Raw genomic sequence first — 18,436 nt, forward strand, 5'->3', positions numbered from 1 at the left:
ATCAACATGGTTAAAACTCTGCTAACCGCCGCCCTTGTGTCCAGCCTGCTGCCTGTATCAGCCGCGGTGGATGCAGCGACTGCAGATACCGAATTAAGCGCGCGCCAGGAACTGCAAAATCGTCTGCAGCAAATGCAAAGCCTGTCGGCTGACTTTACCCAGACGGTAACGGCTGCCAACGGTGAAACACTGCAGCAGTTAACCGGCGAGCTGGCAATTAAGCGCCCTGCTCAGCTGCTGTGGCAAACCGATCCACCCGATGACACCTTGATGATTGCCTCCGGGGAGACAGTCTGGTACTACAACCCCTTTGTCGAGCAAGTGACCCTGTACCATCAGTCCGACATAGCGGCTAACAGCCCAATGTTGCTTTTACTTACCGGTACTCAGGAGCAATGGCAGGATTACCAGGTTAGTGAGCCCGAAGCCGATTATTATACGGTTCGGGACAACGAAGCCGACAGCGAATTACGCTTAAGGTTTGACCAACAACAGTTATCCAGCATTTGGCTGCGCCAGCAGCAGGGGGACATTATTGAAATTAACCTGGCTGAAGTACAGCTAAACCCGCAGCTGAGTCCGGATAAGTTTGAGTTTACAGTACCCGATGGGGTCGAGGTTGATGACCAGCGCTAACCAGAGCCTTAATTTCAGCCCCGACTTTCAGCCGCTGGCGGCCAGGTTACGGGCAAAAAACCTGGATCAGTACGTTGGCCAGCAACACCTGCTGGCAAGCGATAAGCCGTTGCGTAGTGCGATTGAGCAGGGACACTTGCATTCAATGATCCTGTGGGGGCCGCCAGGCACCGGTAAAACCACGTTAGCAGAGCTGATTGCGGTCCACGCTAATGCAACGGTTACCCGCCTAAGCGCGGTTACCTCAGGTGTTAAAGACATTCGCCAGGCAATTGATGAGGCGAAAACACGGGCGCAGCAGCAGGGTACACGAACGTTGCTGTTTGTGGACGAAGTACATCGTTTTAATAAAAGCCAGCAGGATGCATTTTTACCGCACATTGAAGACGGTACCGTCGTATTTATCGGCGCAACGACTGAAAACCCCGGCTTTGAACTGAATAACGCACTGTTGTCCAGAGCTCGTGTATACCGCTTACAGGCGTTAACAAAGGACGATTTAGAGCAGCTGCTACAGCGCGCGCTGACTGATACAGAAAGAGGCTTGGGCAGCCGGCAGCTGCAGTTAGACGAACAAGCCAGAGCAAAGTTGCTGGATTTAGCCGGCGGTGATGCCCGTCGCCTGCTTAACTACCTGGAAGTAGTAGCCGATTATCTGCCGTTAGATGAACAACAGGTAACGGTTGAGATGGTCACTGATGCGATTGGCGAAAAAGCCACTGACTTTGATCATCAGGGTGATCATTTTTACGATATTCTGTCCGCGTTTCATAAATCGGTGCGCGGGTCATCGCCCGACGGAGCATTGTTTTGGTACGCCCGTTTATTAGTTGGTGGCGGCGATCCGCTGGTAATTGCCCGGCGGCTGCTGGCGATTGCCTCAGAAGATATTGGTAATGCCGATCCCCGCGCCATGCAATTGGCATTAAACGCCTGGGATACCTTTCACCGGGTTGGTCCGGCTGAGGGCGAGCGGGCCATTGCCCAGGCTGTTATTTACTGCGCCTCGGCAGCGAAAAGTAATGCTGTTTATAACGCCTTTAAGCAGGCCCTGAAGGCTGCCAAAGAATACGGCGATGCGCCGGTACCGGAACACTTGCGTAACGCACCCACCCAGGTTCATAAAGACCAGGGCTATGGGGCGGATTATCGCTACGCGCATAATTACCCCAACGCTTATGTGGCCGGTGAGCAGTATTTACCCGATGCCCTGGCCGGTACGCGTTTTTATCAGCCTAATGAACGCGGCCTGGAAATAAAAATTAAAGAAAAGCTCATTCGCTTGCAGCAGCTGGATGAGCGCAGTCCGTGGGCAAGAGGGCGGGACAATGACTCATCTTAGCGCTTTTTTTTGGGTGGCTCTGGGTGGTGCTCTGGGTGCAGGAGCACGCTACGCGGTCAGTTTAGCGCTAATCAGTCACGCCCCGCGGTTCCCTTTTGCGACGTTGACCGTTAACATAATAGGCTCTTTTTTGTTGGGCTTGTTGCTTGCTTATACCCAGCAACAGTCGGTAGCAGATAGTTGGCGGCTGTTTATTGGTGTCGGCTTGCTTGGCGCCTTTACCACGTTTTCGACTTTTTCCGTCGAAGTGGTATCCATGATGGCGCAGGGCGAGCTGGCAAAAGCCATGCTGCACGTTGGTCTTAATGTAATACTTTGTGTCGCGGCGGTCGTTGTCGCGATGATGTTGATGAACAGTTTGTTGAATATCTCAGTTAAGTAGGACACTCATGCTAGACGCGAAATATTTCCGCGAAGAATTAGAACAGACGACTGAACAGCTAAAAACACGGGGTTTCGAGCTGGATGTCGATACCGTGCAGAAGCTGGAGCAACAGCGTAAGCAAATACAGGTGCGCACAGAGCAACTGCAGGCAGAGCGTAACAGCCGCTCGAAAGCCATTGGTAAAGCAAAAGCCGCCGGTGAAGATATTCAACCCTTACTGGATGCGGTGAGTGATCTGGGTGATCAGCTGGATGTTGCCAAAGAAGAATTAAAATTGGTACAGCAGCAGCTGCAGGACATCATTATGGGGGTCCCAAACCTTCCTGCTGAAGGTGTCCCGGTTGGCACCGACGAAGAGCAAAACGAAGAAATCGCAAGCTGGGGCGAGCCGCGTCAGTTTGATTTCGAGGTTAAAGACCACGTTGATGTCGGCGAAAACTTGGCTCAGGGGCTGGACTTTGAAACCGCAGCCAAGCTAACCGGCGCCCGGTTTGTGGTGATGCGCGGCAGCATTGCCCGGTTACATCGTGCGCTAACGCAATTTATGCTCGACTTGCACACCGACCAGCACGGTTACAGCGAAACTTATGTGCCTTACATGGTCAACCATGATTCCCTGTACGGCACCGGTCAGTTACCTAAGTTCGGTAAAGATCTGTTTCATATCGAAGGCGAATCACAAGATCAGATCCCAATGTCACTGATACCCACGGCAGAAGTACCGCTGACCAATATGATGCGTGACGAAATTGCTGACGAAGAGTCACTGCCTTTTAAATTAACCGCACATACACCTTGCTTCCGCAGCGAAGCCGGCTCTCATGGTCGGGATACCCGTGGTCTTATCCGTCAGCATCAGTTTGATAAAGTGGAACTGGTGTGGATGGTTAAACCAGAAGATTCAATGGATGCGCTGGAGCAACTAACTTCGCACGCTGAAGCGGTGCTGCAGAAACTGGAATTGCCGTACCGGAAGATGCTGTTGTGTACCGGTGACATGGGCTTTGGAGCCACCAAAACTTATGATCTGGAAGTCTGGTTACCGGCTCAGAACGCTTACCGTGAAATCAGCTCCTGCTCTAACATGGGGGATTTTCAGGCGCGCCGCATGCAAGCCCGTTTCCGTCGTAAAGGTCAGAAGAAACCGGAATTACTGCACACCCTTAATGGTTCAGGGTTAGCAGTAGGCCGCGCTTTAGTAGCAGTGCTGGAAAACTACCAGCAAGCCGACGGCTCGGTTATCGTGCCGGACGTATTACGTCCTTACATGGGCGGGCTGGAGCGTATCAGCGGTTAAATACACTTAGCCGGTTTAGGCAGCCCGGCAATACGGGTTGCCTGCTTAGCCGGTCCTTTTGGGAACAGCTTATAAAGGTAACGGCTGTTGCCTTTATCCTCGCCCAGTTGTTTCTTCATGGCTTTAACCAACACCCGCATGGCGGGGCTGGTATCAAATTCTTTGTAAAAATTCTGCACAAAGTAAACCACTTCCCAGTGCGCAGCGGACATTTCAATATTTTCTAATTGCGCAATATGCAAAGCCAGCGGTTCGCTCCAGTCATCCAGGTGCGCAAGGTATTGGTGTTTATCGGTTTCGTAGTGCTTGCCGTTAAATTCAATCATTGTTACTACCAGGTCAGTTGCTGCGGACAGTCTAACACCAACGTCAGCCATTGTTTATCGTCCAGTGGTTCGACGTAATCCGGCAGCGGGGCTAGGGATGACTCTTCGCTCAGGCTGTAAATAGCGTTGTTGCAGACGCGTTCCGCCGGTAACCCCGTTAAAGCGGTATCGGTTAGCAGTATTTTATCATTCGCTGCTAGCAATTGTCCGTGTTGCTGAAGCCAGCTTGTCAGTGTTTGATGTCTTATCCAGTGCAGTGTCATGAAAACTGTAAAACCTCATTGTAGCGGCTTAGATGTTCCGCAAGTTGTTGGCTTGATAACATCTCGATATCCAGCTGATGGGGATTGCTCAGCGGTTCATCAGTAAAAACCAGAATAGGCTCTGCATCCAGCAGTTCCAGCATTGCATAGCGTTTACTGGGATTATCGCTGATACAGTCTACCGCATCGTTTGCTAATATCAGCTGCACCGACTGATCCATGCTGGCCATGGCTAAAGCCACATCCAATGCCTCGATTGCTGCATCGCTATTAGCGGCGGTTTGTAGAATTGCAGTGCGTTTTGTCATGTACGCAGGCTCCGGGCTAAAATTGTAAAGTACGATCGGCCTCGGCCATCGCCGCAACCAGAGCGGTTAAACCCGAATCTTCAAAGCCTTCGGCAAAGTCATTAATATCGAGCCGCTCAGCGACCGTATGACAGACAATTAATGGCACCTGATGTTGTTGCGAAAAGCTTTGCCATTGTTGTTGCAGTGCTTTGCCGTTGGCGTTCAGGTTATTGCGCGCATGATCAACCGACTGTCGGTAAAAGAACACACAGTTCAGTTCATGGCCTGCGCGTACTGCTTGCCCGGCAAAGCGCAAGGCACGCTCGCTAAACGACGGCTCATTGATACTGCGTTGCAAAACCAAACACAATTTACTCATCGGTTATCTCAAGTTTCTGAATGAACAAACAAAAACGCCCCGCAGTGCGGGGCGTTTGTAAACTCGGTTTAGCTGCCGTGCTTTATTCGTTGCCACCAAACGCCATCAGTAATGATAGCAAGTGAACGAACAGGTTATAAAGCGAAACATACAGGGTAACAGTAGCCATAATATAATTACGCTCGCCACCATGAATGATTGCGCTGGTCTGCCACATAATCAACATCGCCATTAACGGGATCATGATAGCGGATATGGCCAACTGCAGCGCAGGCATCTGGAAGAAGAAGTTAGCGATCATGGCAACAAAGACCATGATGATACCGGCCATTACCACGCCGCCCAGTTTTGACATATCTTTTTTCGTGGTTAACACGTAAGCCGAGGTGGCAAAGAAGGTCAGGGCAGTGCCGCCTAATGCAGTTGCTACCATCTCACCGCCACCTGGCATCGATAACGCCATATTCAGTAGCGGGCCTAAGGTATAACCTAAGAAGCCGGTTAGGGCGAAGGTAAAGACAATACCTAAAGCGCTGTCTTTGGTTTTATGAACCGCAAACAGTAAGCCAAAATAAGCAACCAGCGTTAAGATGAAGCCAGGGTAGGGCAGGTTCATCATGGTGCTGATGGTTGCCGTAATGGCACTGAACGCCAGTGTCATCGCGAGCAGTGAATAGGTATTTCTAAGTACTTTGTGGACGGCCAGTGTCGATTCTTGCTGACCGACATAAGTCTGACTGCGATCGTTCATAGTTATCTCCGTGGTTTACGACTATTTATAAGACTCTTTCTTAGCTAAAAAGTTTCTGTTCGAGCCGATGAATTCATTACCACCGATACTACCGTACAATCAGGTCTTATGGGTAGTCATTCTGAACTCAATTTTGTCGATAAATGGCAGGTTATGGATGAAATAGCGTCAGTTTGTCTATTTAGTCACCAAACAAGCTGAAAACTGCTCTTTTGTTTAAATTTTTACTTTACAAGCGAATCGCAGCCCTTTAATATTCGCTTCGTCTTAACGGGGAACACCCGCAAGACAAAACGGAGAGGTGGCAGAGTCCGGTTGAATGCACCTGACTTGAAATCAGGCGTGGGTTCATACCCACCGGGGGTTCGAATCCCTCCCTCTCCGCCAAATTCAGAGCAAAAAGGCCTACTCAACGAGTAGGCCTTTTTGTTTTTTAGCACAGTGAAAATATCGACAAATTGCCGGTTGCTGATATATTAAGCAAAAACGGAATTTGTTATGAATACGTTACCGCCAGCCACATGTAAAAACTGTGATGCCCAGCTTCAGGGCGAATTCTGTCATCACTGCGGACAGCAGGATAAACGGTACCTGCGTAGTATTTTTGCGGTGCTGGGTGATTTGTTCGGCGAACTCGGTCACTGGGATTCGCGTTTTTACCGCACCTTAACCGGTTTAATGTTTAAGCCGGGTTTTTTATCGCTGCAGTTTTTTAAAGGCCGCCATGCCTCCTATGTTCCGCCGCTGCGGCTGTACTTTTTTATCTCTTTAATCGCGTTTTTAGTTTTAACCTCGTTAATAGATGTACAGTTTAGAGAATTACAGCAAAGCGAACAGCAACAATTAGCGGAAGCACAGAAACAGCTGGATGAGCAACTGGTAAACCCGCTAACGCCGCTGCTGGACGAAAACGGCCAGCTGAAGCCGCCGAAAGTCCAGTTACAAGGACTTGAAGTGCTCGGCATCAGCGAGCAAACCGAGGCTGAATTAGAGCAGAAGGTGCAAAGCCTACTAGAAAATCCTCAGCAGTTCGGCAAAAAGCTTATGTCCATGACGCCCCAGATGATGCTGGTCATGTTGCCGTTCTGGGCGCTTTTCTTGAAGTTATGCTATGTATTCAGCCGCCATTACTACCTCGAGCACTTAACGGTAGCTTTGCACACTCACGCTTTTATCCTGTTGTCACTGATGCTGGTGACCATCATCGGAAGCCTGGCAGACGTGATTGCCGGCCTGGGTGCCGGTGGCTGGGCAGACATTAGTAGTCATCTTGTACAGACAGTAATTTTTGCCTGGATCATTGTCTATTTATTGTTAACTCAAAAAAACGTCTATCAGCAAGGTTGGCCCTTGACGCTGATTAAGTTTTTGTTTTGCGCCATCGGTTACATCATTTTGTTAGCCATATTTTTTGCCTTAATGATTGTTGTTGGTATTCTTAACTCATGAATCAAACCCGTGTTTAAATAAGGACTTTTATGAGTTTTAGCAGCACCCTGGCTCAAATTAGCAGCGACAAGAATGATCAGGTAATAGAACTGCCGACCGGCTGGGCCCAGGGCAGAGCTTTTTTTGGTGGCTTCAGTGCCGCGCTGGCCGCACAATTTTTACGTCAACAGTTTTCAGACGATTACCATTTACGCAGCCTGAGTCTATCCTTCGTGGCTCCGGCAGAGCCTGGCGAGGCGCAACTGAGCTATCGAGTATTACGGCAGGGGAAGTCGGTGATACAGGTTGCCGTTGAGCTGCAGCAACAGGGCGACGTTATGCTGGCCGGGCTGGCAAGTTTAGGTAAAGCGCGTCAGTCGCAGGTTCAAGTAGCCGGCGAAACACCTCCGGATCTAAAAACCGTTAACGACGGTCCGGGCTTGCCAGAAGCCGATATTGTTCCGGAATTTGCGAAAAACTTTGATTACCGTATCACCTCCGGCGGCATGCCCTTTAGCGGCCAGCCCGGCAGAACATTTGGTGGCTGGGTGCGCTTTCGCGATGAACAACAGCCGTTATCGACGGCGGCAATTTTAGCCCTTGTAGACGCCTGGCCGCCGGCGGTACTGCCGCATCTGGATAAACCGGCGCCTGCCTCATCATTAACCTGGACGATCGAGTTTCCGGACCTGCCTTTGCAGGACTTTTCAACCCATGACTGGTTTCAGTACGAGGCCTTTATTGAACATGCCGGCGATGGTTATGGTCACAGTCGCGCCGGTTTGTGGAGCGACCAGGGGCAGCTGATTGCCATTAGCCGACAGACCTTTACGGTGTTTGCCTGACGCTCTGCAGTGCGGGGTTCAGCCAGAATCCCGGTAACTTTTAAGCTGAAGCTAAGCGACTGAAAAAGTAAAAATCCTGCTTGCAGATTATAGGATTTCGTTAAATGTTTATTGGTGATGTCGCAGAGTGTCGGTGGTACTGACATCGGAACGGATGTTTTCGTTGATGGATTATTTAACAAGGAAGAGTTTAATGAACCACATTATTTTAGCTATCTCTAATCCTGTGATCAGTGCCGGCATGGCGTCTATCCTGCATAACGGCCTAAGCCACAGTATTGAAACAGTCACCTCTTTGCTACAGCTACGGACAGCCTGTAACAAGCACGATGATGCCATTGTGGTGCTGTGCAGCCGGCTGGGTGCCGATGGCACCGTCGAAGCCTGGCGGCGGCTGGCCCGGCGGTATAAAGAACTGCGCTTGATCCTATGGGGCAAAGGTTATCAGGATATTCTGGACTTTCAGTGCAGTGTACCGCAGGTTGACGGCTATCTGCTCGAGTCCAGCAGCGGCCACGAGCTTAAAGACGCTGTAATGGCGCTAAAAAACGGTGGCGTTTATGTCGCCGCTCCGGTGGCACGTTATTTTGTCCAAAACCCTCACCTGAATCACAACACCCCAATAATCAATAAACTCAGTGAGCGGGAGCTGCAGGTCGCGCAAATGATCAGCCGCGGACTTAAAGTGTCCGAGATCGCAAACTACCTAAACATCAGCAGCAAAACCATCAACACCTTCCGTTATCGAATTTTTTCAAAACTTGGGGTGCAGGGTGATGTACAATTGGCACATCTCGCCATTAACAGTGGTCTAGTCGAAGTAAATCAACTCAGGAATTATGACAGCGACTTTTGATGCAGAAAACTTTTTACGTCACCTGACTCATCAACCCGGTGTTTACCGCATGTACGATGAGGCAGGTGAGGTAATTTATGTCGGAAAAGCAAAAGACTTAAAAAAGCGCGTAGCCAGCTATTTTCGTGACAAGGTAGACCGGGTTAAGACTCAGGTACTGGTTAAACAAATAGCGGATATGGACGTCACAGTAACCAATACCGAAGCCGAAGCGCTGATTTTAGAAAATACGTTCATTAAAAAATACCGTCCCCGGTATAACGTACTGCTGCGCGATGATAAATCTTACCCTTATATTATTCTGACCGATCATCAGCATCCGCGACTGGGCTTTCACCGCGGCGCACGCCGTGCCAAAGGTGATTATTTCGGGCCGTTTCCTAACGGTGCTGCGGTACGTGAAAGCCTGCGCCTTATGCAAAAAATCTTTCCGGTGCGCCAATGTGATGATTCGTACTACCGGGCCCGCAGCCGGCCCTGCCTGCAGCATCAGCTGCAACGTTGCCTGGCGCCCTGTGTAAATATCTGCAGTGATGAAGAATACGACGAGCAGGTGCGCTTTGCGAAACAGTTTTTAAACGGCAAAAACCAGCAGGTTATTGATGAACTGGTTACCAAAATGGAACAGGCCAGCGAGTCACTGGATTTTGAGCGTGCGGCCCGCTACCGTGACCAGATTGTGATGTTGCGTCGTGCTCAGGAGCGAAATTCAGTCACCGGTTCGCAGCAGGAACTGGACGTCATTGGTCTGGCGCGGGGTAACGGTATGGTCACCATCCAAATGCTGTTTGTTCGTGATAACCATCTGCAAGGCAGCCGCAGTTACTTTCCTAAAGTACCGGCGGATACGCCCGATGATGAGCTGTTGCGCGCATTCTTGCTGCAGTTTTATCTATCGGACACGGCCGGGCGTAAAGTTCCCTCGGAAATCGTTTTACCTAATGATGTGGCGAACGATGAAGTCTTGGGCCAGGTGATGGGGCAGGCGCTGAACAAAAAAGTACGCTTATTGCAAAACGTCCGGGGTGAGCGTAAACAATACCAGCTACTGGCGCAAAAAAATGCGGTTAATGCACTGGAAAGTAAACTGAACCAGCAAAGCACCATGAACCGCCGCACTCACGCACTCGAGCAAGTCCTTGAGCTGGGAGTGCCGATACAGCGCATGGAATGTTTTGATATCAGCCATACCATGGGCCAGCAGACAGTCGCCTCTTGTGTGGTTTTTGATCAGAATGGCCCCAAAAAAGCCGATTATCGGCGCTACAATATCGAAGGTATTACCCCGGGCGATGATTACGCGGCCATGGCAAAAGCTCTGGCTAAGCGCTATGAGAATGCTAAAGAAGCTGGCAATATACCGGATATTTTGTTTATTGACGGCGGTAAAGGGCAGCTGGCTCAGGCCGAAAAGTACTTTGCCGACTGGGGTAAAGAAGCGCCGCTGCTGATTGGTGTTGCAAAAGGAGAGTCGCGTAAACCCGGCCTTGAAACTTTGATTATGGCCGGCAGTCACGAAACCATCCCGCTGAATAAAGACGCCAGCGCGTTACACTTGATACAGCACATTCGCGATGAATCGCACCGTTTTGCCATTACCGGCCATCGGCTTAAGCGCGGCAAAGCGAAAAGAACATCCAGCTTGGAACAGATTGAAGGGATAGGGGCGAAACGCCGGCAAAAAATATTAAAAAATCTGGGTGGATTACATGAGGTAAAAAACGCTAGTATTGAGCAGTTGGCGAAGGTGCCGGGCATAAGCCGGGCGTTAGCGGAAAAAATTTATTATTCATTTAGAGATGAGTAAAAGCTTACAAGGACATAGTGGATAATGAAGTGGAACATCCCGAATACGTTGACCAGCTTTCGGATTGCCCTGATTCCGGTTTTTCTGATTGTTTTTTATCTGCCCTTTGCCGAAGCTCGATTTTGGGCGGCGTTTATCTTTCTAGTCGCCGCTCTTACCGACGCACTGGACGGTTACGTAGCCCGTAAATTCGACCAGTTTACCGAGTTTGGCGAGTTTCTCGACCCGGTAGCCGATAAAGCCATGGTAGTGGCCGCGCTGGTGGTGGTCGTCGAAGATTATAATGCCTGGTATATTACCATCCCGGCGCTGGCCATGATTTGTCGTGAACTGATCGTCAGCGCACTGCGTGAATGGATGGCACAGCGGGGCAGCCGCTCCGTGGTGGCAGTATCCAATCTGGGAAAATTTAAAACCATTGCGCAAATGGTGGCGCTGATTGGCTTACTGTGGAACGCCAACGCCATTATTTTCTGGCTGGGCTTGCTGTCATTTATCGCTGCTTTTATTCTGACATTGTGGTCAATGTGGGAATATTTGCGCGCTGCAGGCAAGCAATTGACTGAAAATTAACTGCTTTGCCGCAAAAATAGCCAAACAGTCATAAAATCGAAAAAAAGTCATTGACTGAAAACGAATAGACAGTAGAATGCCACGGCAGATGACGGTGCGGGAATAGCTCAGTGGTAGAGCACAACCTTGCCAAGGTTGGGGTCGCGAGTTCGAATCTCGTTTCCCGCTCCAAACATCGGCGGGTTGGCAGAATGGCTATGCAGCGGATTGCAAATCCGTGGATCTCGGTTCGACTCCGGGACCCGCCTCCATTGTTCGAGAACACTTCTATAAAGTGCCCGGGTGGTGGAATTGGTAGACACAAGGGATTTAAAATCCCTCGATCGTAAGATCGTGCCGGTTCAAGTCCGGCCCCGGGCACCAATTCCGATTTATATCTTGTTGTAGCTTGCGTCCTGACGCAAGAAAACCATGCCATAATCAAAACCCAGAATTCCAGGATCATTCCAAAAGGCCGCTAACGCGTCATGTTCCTCTCTAGAGAGAGCTGGCCTGCGGTGTCTATTTTAGCGGTAAAGAACTCGATTATGCTTTTGAATAGCTGGTTGCAGAGCTAGGCGCCGTTATTTTGTGTGGTGACTTTGGTGTACACCTTGGGCCAAAAAAGAAAACCCAGCTTATTCTCACTCTTGTTGATGTTATTGAGCTTTGTTCTGGTCGCTTCTGTCAATCAATTGAAAATAAGAAAAGCCGGGGAGTCGGAGGGTCAAGGCGTTAAGGCGTATCCTTGAGCGTTTTAGTAAAAGTTGAATATGACAACGTCTGTTGTCGTGTACTGACTTGGTTGCGACCATTGTTTTTACTCGCGTAGAGCGCTTTATCCGCGGCTTCGACAAGCTCTGAAGCGTCAATTTCAGCAGGTAAGTCATTTGAACAAACACAGCCCGCTGACAGTGTGCAGCAGAACGTTTGGTTATCTGCCAAAAATTTTATTTCACTAAACGCTATTCGTATAGCATCAACTATTTTAACCGCTTCATGTTCATGAGTGTTTGGCAAAATAACCAAAAACTCTTCGCCCCCGTAACGGCCAACAATGTCAGTTTGCCGAAACCGGTGACGTAGCAAGGCAGCGAGCGATGCGATAACCGTATCGCCAGTCGAGTGACCGTAAGTATCATTAACACGTTTGAAGTAATCGATATCCAGCATAACAATAGATATGGGACTTTCGTCGCGACGAGCCCGCATTAGTTCTCGTTCTGCGTGCTCCTTAATGGTGGCGTGTTTTAATAGACCTGTTAGCCCGTCCTTACAGATTAACTGCTCCAGATTTCTCGCACGTTGAACTCTTGAACGAATCGAGGAAATCAAACGTTCGTTCGAGATAGGTTTTACTAAAAAATCATCGGCATCAAACAGCAGTGCTTCGGTCTGTTTTTCGAGATTTCGCTCGGCTGAAAGGTACACAATAGGAAGGCTTTCAAATTGCACATTTTGGCGAACTAACAACGCTATATCTATACCGGAGTACTCCGGCATTTCCATATCAAGCAGCAGCAATTCAGGCCGAAACTCATTCAGTTCTGAGACAATATTTTTGACTTCGTGAAGTATATTAACCTGCATCCCTTGCGATTCTAGCTCTAACTTCATTAGTGAGCAGAGTTCCTTGTCATCATCAATTAGCATGACACGAGGTTGTGCGGACTTCTTCTCGTTGACTACCGCCTCTAAATGGCTGACTAGTTCTGATAGGTCGACAGGCTTCTTTAAAAAGCTTGTTGCGCGAATTTTAGCGGCTTTTATTCGCTGATCAAAGGCATCGTTTTCAGACACGATGATAAGCCCTTTAGGGGCTCCTTCTGTAGTTGTGAAAAGTGTTTTGAAATCTGCTGCGGCATTGAATGGATGGCCGTCCAAATCAATAATAGTTGCATCCGGCCAGCCTACTTTATCCGCTAACTTAAGTGCTTCTTTCAGGGTTACGGTGTTTATTTTAAAGTTGAAGTTTACAAGCTGCTTCGAAAATTGGGCGGCAAATTGTTCGTTTTCTCCAATGAGCCATACTTTGTCTTCATGTGCCGAACGGGACGGATTACTTTTCTGAGGCGTTTTATCAGTGCTCGGAGACTGACTAGAAGAGGATGCATTATCAACACCGGTTCCATCTAACAGCTGACAAAGATGCGTGACATCATTACTAATTAGTTTAATGACCGTGTCTTGCCCTAACTGACTTGCCGACTCTTTTAATTGTTCGTCAATACGACGTGCTTCTTCGCTAATTTTATCAAAACCGAAAGTTCCTGCAGAGCCGCTGATTGAGTGCAGTATAAGATGTATCTCATCAGCTCTTTGATAGGCGTTAGTAAGGCTCAATCCGTCTATTAGAGAAGTTAGTTTCGACTTATCTGACACCAGGCGTTCTTTGTACTGATCCCGGATGGCCTGGATTTCAGTCTGTAGCTCTTCAGGTGCATTATGGTTGCTCATGAGCGCGACTCCAAATGTCTTTTAGTTGGCTCGGTAACGTCATTGGGTCGAAAGGTTTGGCGATGACGTCCTGTGCACCGAGCTCTTTTAGCTCTTTAACTTCAGAGTTTAAAACTTTGGCTGTGAAAAATACCACGGGTGTATCATCTAATAGACCTCTCTTTTTAAGTTCCTTCAGAGTATGAGGCCCATCCAGGTCAGGCATCATAACGTCCAACAACACCAAGTCGGGTTTAAAGTCAGCTATTTGCTCAATTGCCTCGTAGCCCGATGAGCAGATGAGGGATTTAAAACCGCCGACTTTTTCCAGCGACAGCTTTGCAATTGACTGGATGTCTGGTTCGTCATCCACCAGTAAAACCCGTTTTAACTCAGACATGGGGTCTCCTATTCTCATTGTTGCCAGCGAGTTTATCGATCAACTCAACGAATTTGGTACGCGTGAAGTTTGCTTTATCCATAATCGCATCGACACGGTGTCAATGGCCATTAATTTTGATCCACTTTTGGCCAATAAAATTGACCCACCTGCGATCAGGTTTTGCTGACTTTTTCCTTCAGTCGATAGCTTTCTCCTCCAAGCATAAATATGTGTGAGTGATGGATGACCCGGTCGATGATCGGTACTGCAACATTGTCATCATGGAAGAACTCACCCCAACTGGTAAAATCTTTGTTCGTCGTCAAGATGATAGACCGATACTCGTACAAGCTATTGATTAGCTGGAACAAGTTGTAACGCGACTGCCTCGACATAGGTAAGTAACCCAGCTCATCAATGATAATGAGGTCATATTTGCTTAGCTGTGTGAGCCGCTTTTTCAGTTCGCCTTTCATTTCGGCAAGTTCAAGCTCTTCTACCAGCGTTAATGCGTTTCTGAACAGAACTTTGTATCCGGCCTGGATTGCCTCATGACCGATCCCAATGGCCAGGTGGGTCTTTCCCACACCCGGAGGGCCAATAAAAATGACGTTGTTGCGTTCATCGATAAAGCTAAAGTCAAGTAACCCATTGATTTGACGCTTGGTTACTGTGGTCTGGTGCCGATAATCAAATAAGTCGAGACGCTTTTCTTTTGGGAACTGCGCTTGTTTGTAATGGCGTTTTATTCGGTTTACGTTGCGCTGAGTGATTTCATGCGATACTAACGACTCGGCGAAGCTTAAATAGGACTCTTCATTGGCTTCAGCCGTGGCCACCAGAGTGGCCAACTGGCCTGCTGCTGCACCCAGCCGTAGGCTACGAAGCTGCTTAGCGATATTGTCTAACTGGTTCACGATAGGCTCCGCTGCGCGTTAACATGACTGATGCCTCGGTACATACTTAAGTCGATGCTCACCGGACTATCCGCCTCATCATCAGCCATACGCCCGCGCTGCTCGGCGCTGAGCCATGCATCGATATGGTCACGCATCTTGCTGGCGGTTAAGTCTTCACGCTCGAGCAAGTGAGCTGTAAGTGCCTCGGGCAATTCTCCGTAGTGCTTTAATACATCCAGAGCACCGCGTAATTGGTCTTTATAAAACCGAGGCATGGTTACTTTGAACTGTGCCGCAATTGCACAGCCAACATCGATACCGAGACGTTCATTGAGACATGCTTCAAGCGCTTCTGCCGCCTGAGTTTTATCGCGGTAATGGTCACGGTTTTTGATAATAAGACCTTTATCAAGGCTGACAGTATGCTGGCCAATAAGCTCACTGGTGGCAGGATCGAGCAAGAGCAGTTGGCCATTGGCCTCACTGACACCAACCCGGCTTTGTTGCCATTCCATAGGCACCGAGTACTTGTTCGAGACCCAGGATATCAACCCCGTTTTGTCGACTTTTCGTGTTTGCATGGGCGTGTTGTCTAAACTGCCCATCGCTGCGTTATAGTGGTTCATGAATGACCGCTCCGAGCGGTCATAATAGCTCTGCGGCCGCTCTTTGGTGGTGCCATGCACTCGGATGTTGGCTACTTCATTCAGCCAATCAAGGGTATAAGCCCGAAGCTCTGCTTCACTGCGGAACGACTCACCATACAGGCAGTCTTGTTTGACGTATTTAACTGCTGCTTCAACCTTACCTTTGCTCTCCGGATCAAAGCCCTCACAAGCATGAATATGGAATGATGCCGCCGTGGCATAATGCGCGAAGCGTTGATTGAGTTTGAGCTCGCGATATTCTTCGCTCAGTACCACCAACTTAGTTTGGTCGTAAACGCACTCTTCGGTGACACCGCCGAAGTAGCGAAACGCTTCGTCATGCATCTCAATAAAGCGCTGCGTATTCAGGGGCTGCAAGGAAAGGCCTACATACATAAGGCGGCTGTATGAGAGCACAAATGCAACAAAGTAAACCGTGTGTGGCTTACCATTTATGAGTACGCCACGAAGCTCGCCGGGATCGACCTGGCACTGCACACCGGGAACAGTTTCGATGATCGGTTCATAATAACGATACTGACCGACAGCAACCTCTGCTTTTAGATTTTGTACGTAACGGCGCATGCTGCGCTCAGAGATCGGTAATTTACCAACCTTTCTGGTTAAGCGGCGCATAAGCTTTACTGCGGACAACTTGGGGTAATCTTTAAGCTGGTTAATCAGGTAATCACGATAGGCATCAAGCCACTTTTCACGCGAGGTATCTTCCATCATGACGCTGATGCCTTGAACGTCCATCGTTAAATATTTTTTCACGGTGTTGCGCGAAATACCCAACTCACGGCTAATTGCACGAATTGATAGCCCCCGGCCTTTGTCGTGCATCGCTTTTATTTTGTGTATCACTGTCCACTCCTTCAACGTGCCGTCCCCGCTTTGCTAGTTGAGCTGAGAACGGTACAGAAAAATATGGCCGAAGCCACGAAAAGTGGATCAAAATTAATGGCCGAAAGTGGGTCAGTTTAGTTGGCCATTAACACATAGCCAAAGTCACTGACCAATAAGCCGATAACAGGCGCTCCTGCAGCTTGCCCTAAGGCGCAAGCGACAAAAGGCAAGACTGGCCCAATGGATAAGCGGCCTGGCAATAAGCGAATGCCTGTCATCAAGTACAGTCCGGTTAAGCTCATGTAGGCTAAGCCAAAGACCAATGCAGAAAAAACTGCGAGGTAAATTTGATTCGGGCTGGCGGCTAACAAGGTTAGGCTGGTAGCCAGCATCATCAACATCAGCGCGTGGGTGATGGCAGGGTTATTGCGATCGGCTAAATCGCTGATGATGGCGCCCCCGAGACCTGCAATACCCACGGCTAACCATAACCAGCCGCTTTGTTTTGAAGATAACGAACCTAAAGTGGTCACTAAGTCGGGCCCGAAGGTCCAATAAGCTGAGGCAATAAAGCCCATAGCGAATGCAAACAAGCATAGTCTTAACAGCCGCCACCACTGCTGCCCGGTAATCTTAGGTGCGGGTGCTGCATCCAGGGGAGTGAGTTTGGAAACCGACGGGATTAAATACCAGGCAAGCATAACGCCAAAAATGGCGAATAATGTGAATGATAAATACGCATAACGCCAGGCTTCTACAAAAAACAACACCGCCGGTACAGAAAACGCGACACCAATGCTGGTGCCGGCATTCATCACCGAACTGACACGGCCATGGATAGCCCGGTCTACTAAGGCCTGCATAGCGGAGGTTAAAGCCGGCATCATTAACCCTGTACAGATACCGCACGCCAGCACACCGAGGCTGAGGCTTATGGGGCCAGCAGCCTGACTTATCAGAGCCAAACCGAAAGCTCCAAACACAGCAGACAACACGGTGGTATTACGAGCACCAAAATACTTGGTGATCCAGGGAGCAACCAGGCTGACAAAGACGAAACTAATAAAGGGCAGAGCCGCGATAGCACCAATAATATTGGCGCTGATACCGAGTTCATCTCGAATTTGTGGAATAAACAAACCAAAGGCAAAGCGAGCCAGACCAAAGCTTATGGCGATAAGGATCGCACCCGTCAGGGCAAAGCGCATGCCTGAGATTTGTGCCATAAAAGCGTCTCCGTTTTTAATTCTCTATCCAAACTGGCCAATTAGACTTCAGCAACCGCTTTATCAACCTCGGTGTTACCTTCAAGTGCATCAAAGTGCTTGCCAATAGTCTTTGGTGTGTCCAGGCAACGAACCAGTATGCTGGCCACGTCCTTGCGTGGGATCGTGCCGCTGGATAAATCTTTTGCCAGTTGCACCTTGTTACTGCCTGATTCGTCGGTTAAGCCTCCCGGACGCACGATAGTCCAGTCTAAATCTGAGCGCATCAGTTCATTATCGGCAAAGTGCTTGGCCACATAGTAGGCTTTAAGGTCTTCATTCCAGCTTTCGCGGCGGTGGGCCTGTAAGGCGCTTACTAATACAAACCGCTGGGTACCAGCGGCTGATGCGGCTGCCATGGCTTTTACGGCGCCGTCTAAATCGACAAGTAAAGTTTTATCACTGCCGGTATCTGCTCCTGAGCCGGCGGTGAAGATAATGGCATCAATATCTGCCATGGCTTTTGCGATGTTGCCCACGGGATCTTCTAGATCGACGAGCCGGGCCTGAACATCTTTTTGCTGCCAGGCGTCGAGCTGCTCTTGCTTGCGAACAATGGCCACAACGTCATGCTTTTGTTCCTGTTGTAGCTGCTCAACAACGTGTGTACCAATTTTTCCATTTGCACCAATTACTGCAACTTTCATGTGTCCTCCAAATGATAGCTCCTGTGAATTGATATTAGATCGGCTCAGCAAAGACGCAAGTCGCTGCGGGGCAAATCATTTTAAAGGATAAGATAAATTAACTGCGGCGAGCTCTGCTCTGAGGTAGAATGCACATTCTTATCACTATTAAGTT

Annotated in this window: 20 protein-coding genes and 4 tRNA genes; 13 read left to right on the forward strand and 11 right to left on the reverse strand. The window is 49.1% G+C overall.

The window, feature by feature from the left end:
• The first annotated feature begins 6 nt into the window (after window positions 1–6).
• Genes lolA through serS form a run of 4 tightly spaced genes read left to right on the forward strand, consistent with a single transcriptional unit; the run spans window position 7 to window position 3,660 of the window.
• Complete coding sequence (gene lolA / locus LG288_RS05430) at window positions 7–636, forward strand: outer membrane lipoprotein chaperone LolA (RefSeq protein ID WP_404402800.1); 630 nt, start codon at window positions 7–9, stop codon at window positions 634–636.
• Complete coding sequence (locus LG288_RS05435; protein WP_404402802.1) at window positions 623–1,978, forward strand: replication-associated recombination protein A; 1,356 nt, start codon at window positions 623–625, stop codon at window positions 1,976–1,978. The genes lolA and LG288_RS05435 overlap by 14 nt, the downstream gene beginning before the upstream one ends.
• A complete protein-coding gene (crcB, locus tag LG288_RS05440; protein WP_404402804.1) occupies window positions 1,965–2,360 on the forward strand; it encodes a fluoride efflux transporter CrcB in 396 nt (131 codons plus the stop codon). The genes LG288_RS05435 and crcB overlap by 14 nt, the downstream gene beginning before the upstream one ends.
• A gap of 7 nt (window positions 2,361–2,367) precedes the next feature.
• Complete coding sequence (gene serS / locus LG288_RS05445; protein ID WP_404402806.1) at window positions 2,368–3,660, forward strand: serine--tRNA ligase; 1,293 nt, start codon at window positions 2,368–2,370, stop codon at window positions 3,658–3,660.
• Here the strand turns inward: serS and LG288_RS05450 are convergent.
• From LG288_RS05450 to LG288_RS05470, 5 genes are all read right to left on the reverse strand, one after another.
• Window positions 3,657–3,986 (reverse strand): TusE/DsrC/DsvC family sulfur relay protein, encoded by a 330-nt coding sequence (locus LG288_RS05450; protein ID WP_404402808.1) that lies wholly within the window; start codon window positions 3,984–3,986, stop codon window positions 3,657–3,659. The genes serS and LG288_RS05450 overlap by 4 nt on opposite strands.
• A gap of 5 nt (window positions 3,987–3,991) precedes the next feature.
• Window positions 3,992–4,249 (reverse strand): hypothetical protein, encoded by a 258-nt coding sequence (locus LG288_RS05455; RefSeq protein ID WP_404402810.1) that lies wholly within the window; start codon window positions 4,247–4,249, stop codon window positions 3,992–3,994.
• Window positions 4,246–4,557 (reverse strand): DsrE family protein, encoded by a 312-nt coding sequence (locus tag LG288_RS05460; protein ID WP_404402812.1) that lies wholly within the window; start codon window positions 4,555–4,557, stop codon window positions 4,246–4,248. The genes LG288_RS05455 and LG288_RS05460 overlap by 4 nt, the downstream gene beginning before the upstream one ends.
• Before the next feature lie 16 nt (window positions 4,558–4,573).
• The gene (locus tag LG288_RS05465; protein ID WP_404402814.1) at window positions 4,574–4,918 is read right to left on the reverse strand and encodes a DsrE/DsrF/TusD sulfur relay family protein; all 345 of its coding nucleotides are present in this window, start codon (window positions 4,916–4,918) and stop codon (window positions 4,574–4,576) included.
• 82 nt (window positions 4,919–5,000) lie between these two features.
• A complete protein-coding gene (locus tag LG288_RS05470; RefSeq protein WP_404402816.1) occupies window positions 5,001–5,669 on the reverse strand; it encodes a Bax inhibitor-1/YccA family protein in 669 nt (222 codons plus the stop codon).
• A gap of 295 nt (window positions 5,670–5,964) precedes the next feature.
• Here LG288_RS05470 and LG288_RS05475 point away from each other — a divergent pair.
• The 9 genes from LG288_RS05475 (at window position 5,965) to LG288_RS05515 (ending at window position 11,541) form a co-directional block, all read left to right on the forward strand.
• A tRNA-Ser gene (locus LG288_RS05475) sits at window positions 5,965–6,056 on the forward strand.
• 111 nt (window positions 6,057–6,167) lie between these two features.
• Window positions 6,168–7,118 (forward strand): DUF3667 domain-containing protein, encoded by a 951-nt coding sequence (locus LG288_RS05480; RefSeq protein WP_404402818.1) that lies wholly within the window; start codon window positions 6,168–6,170, stop codon window positions 7,116–7,118.
• A gap of 29 nt (window positions 7,119–7,147) precedes the next feature.
• Entirely contained in the window at window positions 7,148–7,942 is a 795-nt protein-coding gene (locus LG288_RS05485; protein WP_404402820.1) for a thioesterase family protein, read from the forward strand.
• Window positions 7,943–8,135: 193 nt separating this feature from the next.
• Window positions 8,136–8,798: a LuxR C-terminal-related transcriptional regulator gene (locus tag LG288_RS05490; protein WP_404402822.1), complete on the forward strand. Its 663-nt coding sequence runs from the start codon at window positions 8,136–8,138 to the stop codon at window positions 8,796–8,798.
• The gene (gene uvrC / locus LG288_RS05495; protein ID WP_404402824.1) at window positions 8,782–10,605 is read left to right on the forward strand and encodes an excinuclease ABC subunit UvrC; all 1,824 of its coding nucleotides are present in this window, start codon (window positions 8,782–8,784) and stop codon (window positions 10,603–10,605) included. The genes LG288_RS05490 and uvrC overlap by 17 nt, the downstream gene beginning before the upstream one ends.
• 24 nt (window positions 10,606–10,629) lie before the next feature.
• Window positions 10,630–11,178 carry a CDP-diacylglycerol--glycerol-3-phosphate 3-phosphatidyltransferase gene (gene pgsA, locus LG288_RS05500; protein WP_404402826.1) on the forward strand — a complete coding sequence of 183 codons (549 nt, stop codon included), beginning with the start codon at window positions 10,630–10,632 and terminating at the stop codon, window positions 11,176–11,178.
• Between the two features lie 96 nt (window positions 11,179–11,274).
• A tRNA-Gly gene (locus LG288_RS05505) sits at window positions 11,275–11,349 on the forward strand.
• Between the two features lie 6 nt (window positions 11,350–11,355).
• Window positions 11,356–11,429 (forward strand) — tRNA-Cys (locus tag LG288_RS05510).
• Between the two features lie 25 nt (window positions 11,430–11,454).
• Window positions 11,455–11,541, forward strand: a tRNA-Leu gene (locus tag LG288_RS05515).
• Between the two features lie 351 nt (window positions 11,542–11,892).
• Here the strand turns inward: LG288_RS05515 and LG288_RS05520 are convergent.
• The 6 genes from LG288_RS05520 to LG288_RS05545 form a co-directional block, all read right to left on the reverse strand.
• Complete coding sequence (locus LG288_RS05520) at window positions 11,893–13,614, reverse strand: diguanylate cyclase (RefSeq protein WP_404402828.1); 1,722 nt, start codon at window positions 13,612–13,614, stop codon at window positions 11,893–11,895.
• On the reverse strand, window positions 13,601–13,993 hold the full coding sequence (locus LG288_RS05525; protein WP_404402830.1) for a response regulator: 393 nt from the start codon (window positions 13,991–13,993) through the stop codon (window positions 13,601–13,603). The genes LG288_RS05520 and LG288_RS05525 overlap by 14 nt, the downstream gene beginning before the upstream one ends.
• A gap of 155 nt (window positions 13,994–14,148) precedes the next feature.
• Entirely contained in the window at window positions 14,149–14,892 is a 744-nt protein-coding gene (gene istB / locus LG288_RS05530; protein WP_404402832.1) for an IS21-like element helper ATPase IstB, read from the reverse strand.
• Window positions 14,889–16,388 (reverse strand): IS21 family transposase, encoded by a 1,500-nt coding sequence (istA, locus tag LG288_RS05535; RefSeq protein ID WP_404400552.1) that lies wholly within the window; start codon window positions 16,386–16,388, stop codon window positions 14,889–14,891. The genes istB and istA overlap by 4 nt, the downstream gene beginning before the upstream one ends.
• A gap of 116 nt (window positions 16,389–16,504) precedes the next feature.
• Window positions 16,505–17,596, reverse strand: coding sequence for an MFS transporter (locus LG288_RS05540; protein WP_404402834.1), 1,092 nt, complete (start codon window positions 17,594–17,596; stop codon window positions 16,505–16,507).
• A gap of 41 nt (window positions 17,597–17,637) precedes the next feature.
• The gene (locus LG288_RS05545; protein WP_404402836.1) at window positions 17,638–18,282 is read right to left on the reverse strand and encodes an SDR family oxidoreductase; all 645 of its coding nucleotides are present in this window, start codon (window positions 18,280–18,282) and stop codon (window positions 17,638–17,640) included.
• Between the last annotated feature and the right edge of the window lie 154 nt (window positions 18,283–18,436).

Source organism: Idiomarina seosinensis (genome assembly GCF_044797955.1).
In the GTDB taxonomy this organism is placed as follows: domain Bacteria; phylum Pseudomonadota; class Gammaproteobacteria; order Enterobacterales; family Alteromonadaceae; genus Idiomarina; species Idiomarina seosinensis_A.

Bases quoted from the DNA above. Each gene is read 5' to 3' on its own strand.
- lolA (WP_404402800.1), top strand. From the start codon at position 7: ATGGTTAAAACTCTGCTAACCGCCGCCCTTGTGTCCAGCCTGCTGCCT.
- LG288_RS05435 (WP_404402802.1), top strand. From the start codon at position 623: ATGACCAGCGCTAACCAGAGCCTTAATTTCAGCCCCGACTTTCAGCCG.
- crcB (WP_404402804.1), top strand. From the start codon at position 1,965: ATGACTCATCTTAGCGCTTTTTTTTGGGTGGCTCTGGGTGGTGCTCTG.
- serS (WP_404402806.1), top strand. From the start codon at position 2,368: ATGCTAGACGCGAAATATTTCCGCGAAGAATTAGAACAGACGACTGAA.
- LG288_RS05450 (WP_404402808.1), bottom strand. From the start codon at position 3,986: ATGATTGAATTTAACGGCAAGCACTACGAAACCGATAAACACCAATAC.
- LG288_RS05455 (WP_404402810.1), bottom strand. From the start codon at position 4,249: ATGACACTGCACTGGATAAGACATCAAACACTGACAAGCTGGCTTCAG.
- LG288_RS05460 (WP_404402812.1), bottom strand. From the start codon at position 4,557: ATGACAAAACGCACTGCAATTCTACAAACCGCCGCTAATAGCGATGCA.
- LG288_RS05465 (WP_404402814.1), bottom strand. From the start codon at position 4,918: ATGAGTAAATTGTGTTTGGTTTTGCAACGCAGTATCAATGAGCCGTCG.
- LG288_RS05470 (WP_404402816.1), bottom strand. From the start codon at position 5,669: ATGAACGATCGCAGTCAGACTTATGTCGGTCAGCAAGAATCGACACTG.
- LG288_RS05480 (WP_404402818.1), top strand. From the start codon at position 6,168: ATGAATACGTTACCGCCAGCCACATGTAAAAACTGTGATGCCCAGCTT.
- LG288_RS05485 (WP_404402820.1), top strand. From the start codon at position 7,148: ATGAGTTTTAGCAGCACCCTGGCTCAAATTAGCAGCGACAAGAATGAT.
- LG288_RS05490 (WP_404402822.1), top strand. From the start codon at position 8,136: ATGAACCACATTATTTTAGCTATCTCTAATCCTGTGATCAGTGCCGGC.
- uvrC (WP_404402824.1), top strand. From the start codon at position 8,782: ATGACAGCGACTTTTGATGCAGAAAACTTTTTACGTCACCTGACTCAT.
- pgsA (WP_404402826.1), top strand. From the start codon at position 10,630: ATGAAGTGGAACATCCCGAATACGTTGACCAGCTTTCGGATTGCCCTG.
- LG288_RS05520 (WP_404402828.1), bottom strand. From the start codon at position 13,614: ATGAGCAACCATAATGCACCTGAAGAGCTACAGACTGAAATCCAGGCC.
- LG288_RS05525 (WP_404402830.1), bottom strand. From the start codon at position 13,993: ATGTCTGAGTTAAAACGGGTTTTACTGGTGGATGACGAACCAGACATC.
- LG288_RS05540 (WP_404402834.1), bottom strand. From the start codon at position 17,596: ATGGCACAAATCTCAGGCATGCGCTTTGCCCTGACGGGTGCGATCCTT.
- LG288_RS05545 (WP_404402836.1), bottom strand. From the start codon at position 18,282: ATGAAAGTTGCAGTAATTGGTGCAAATGGAAAAATTGGTACACACGTT.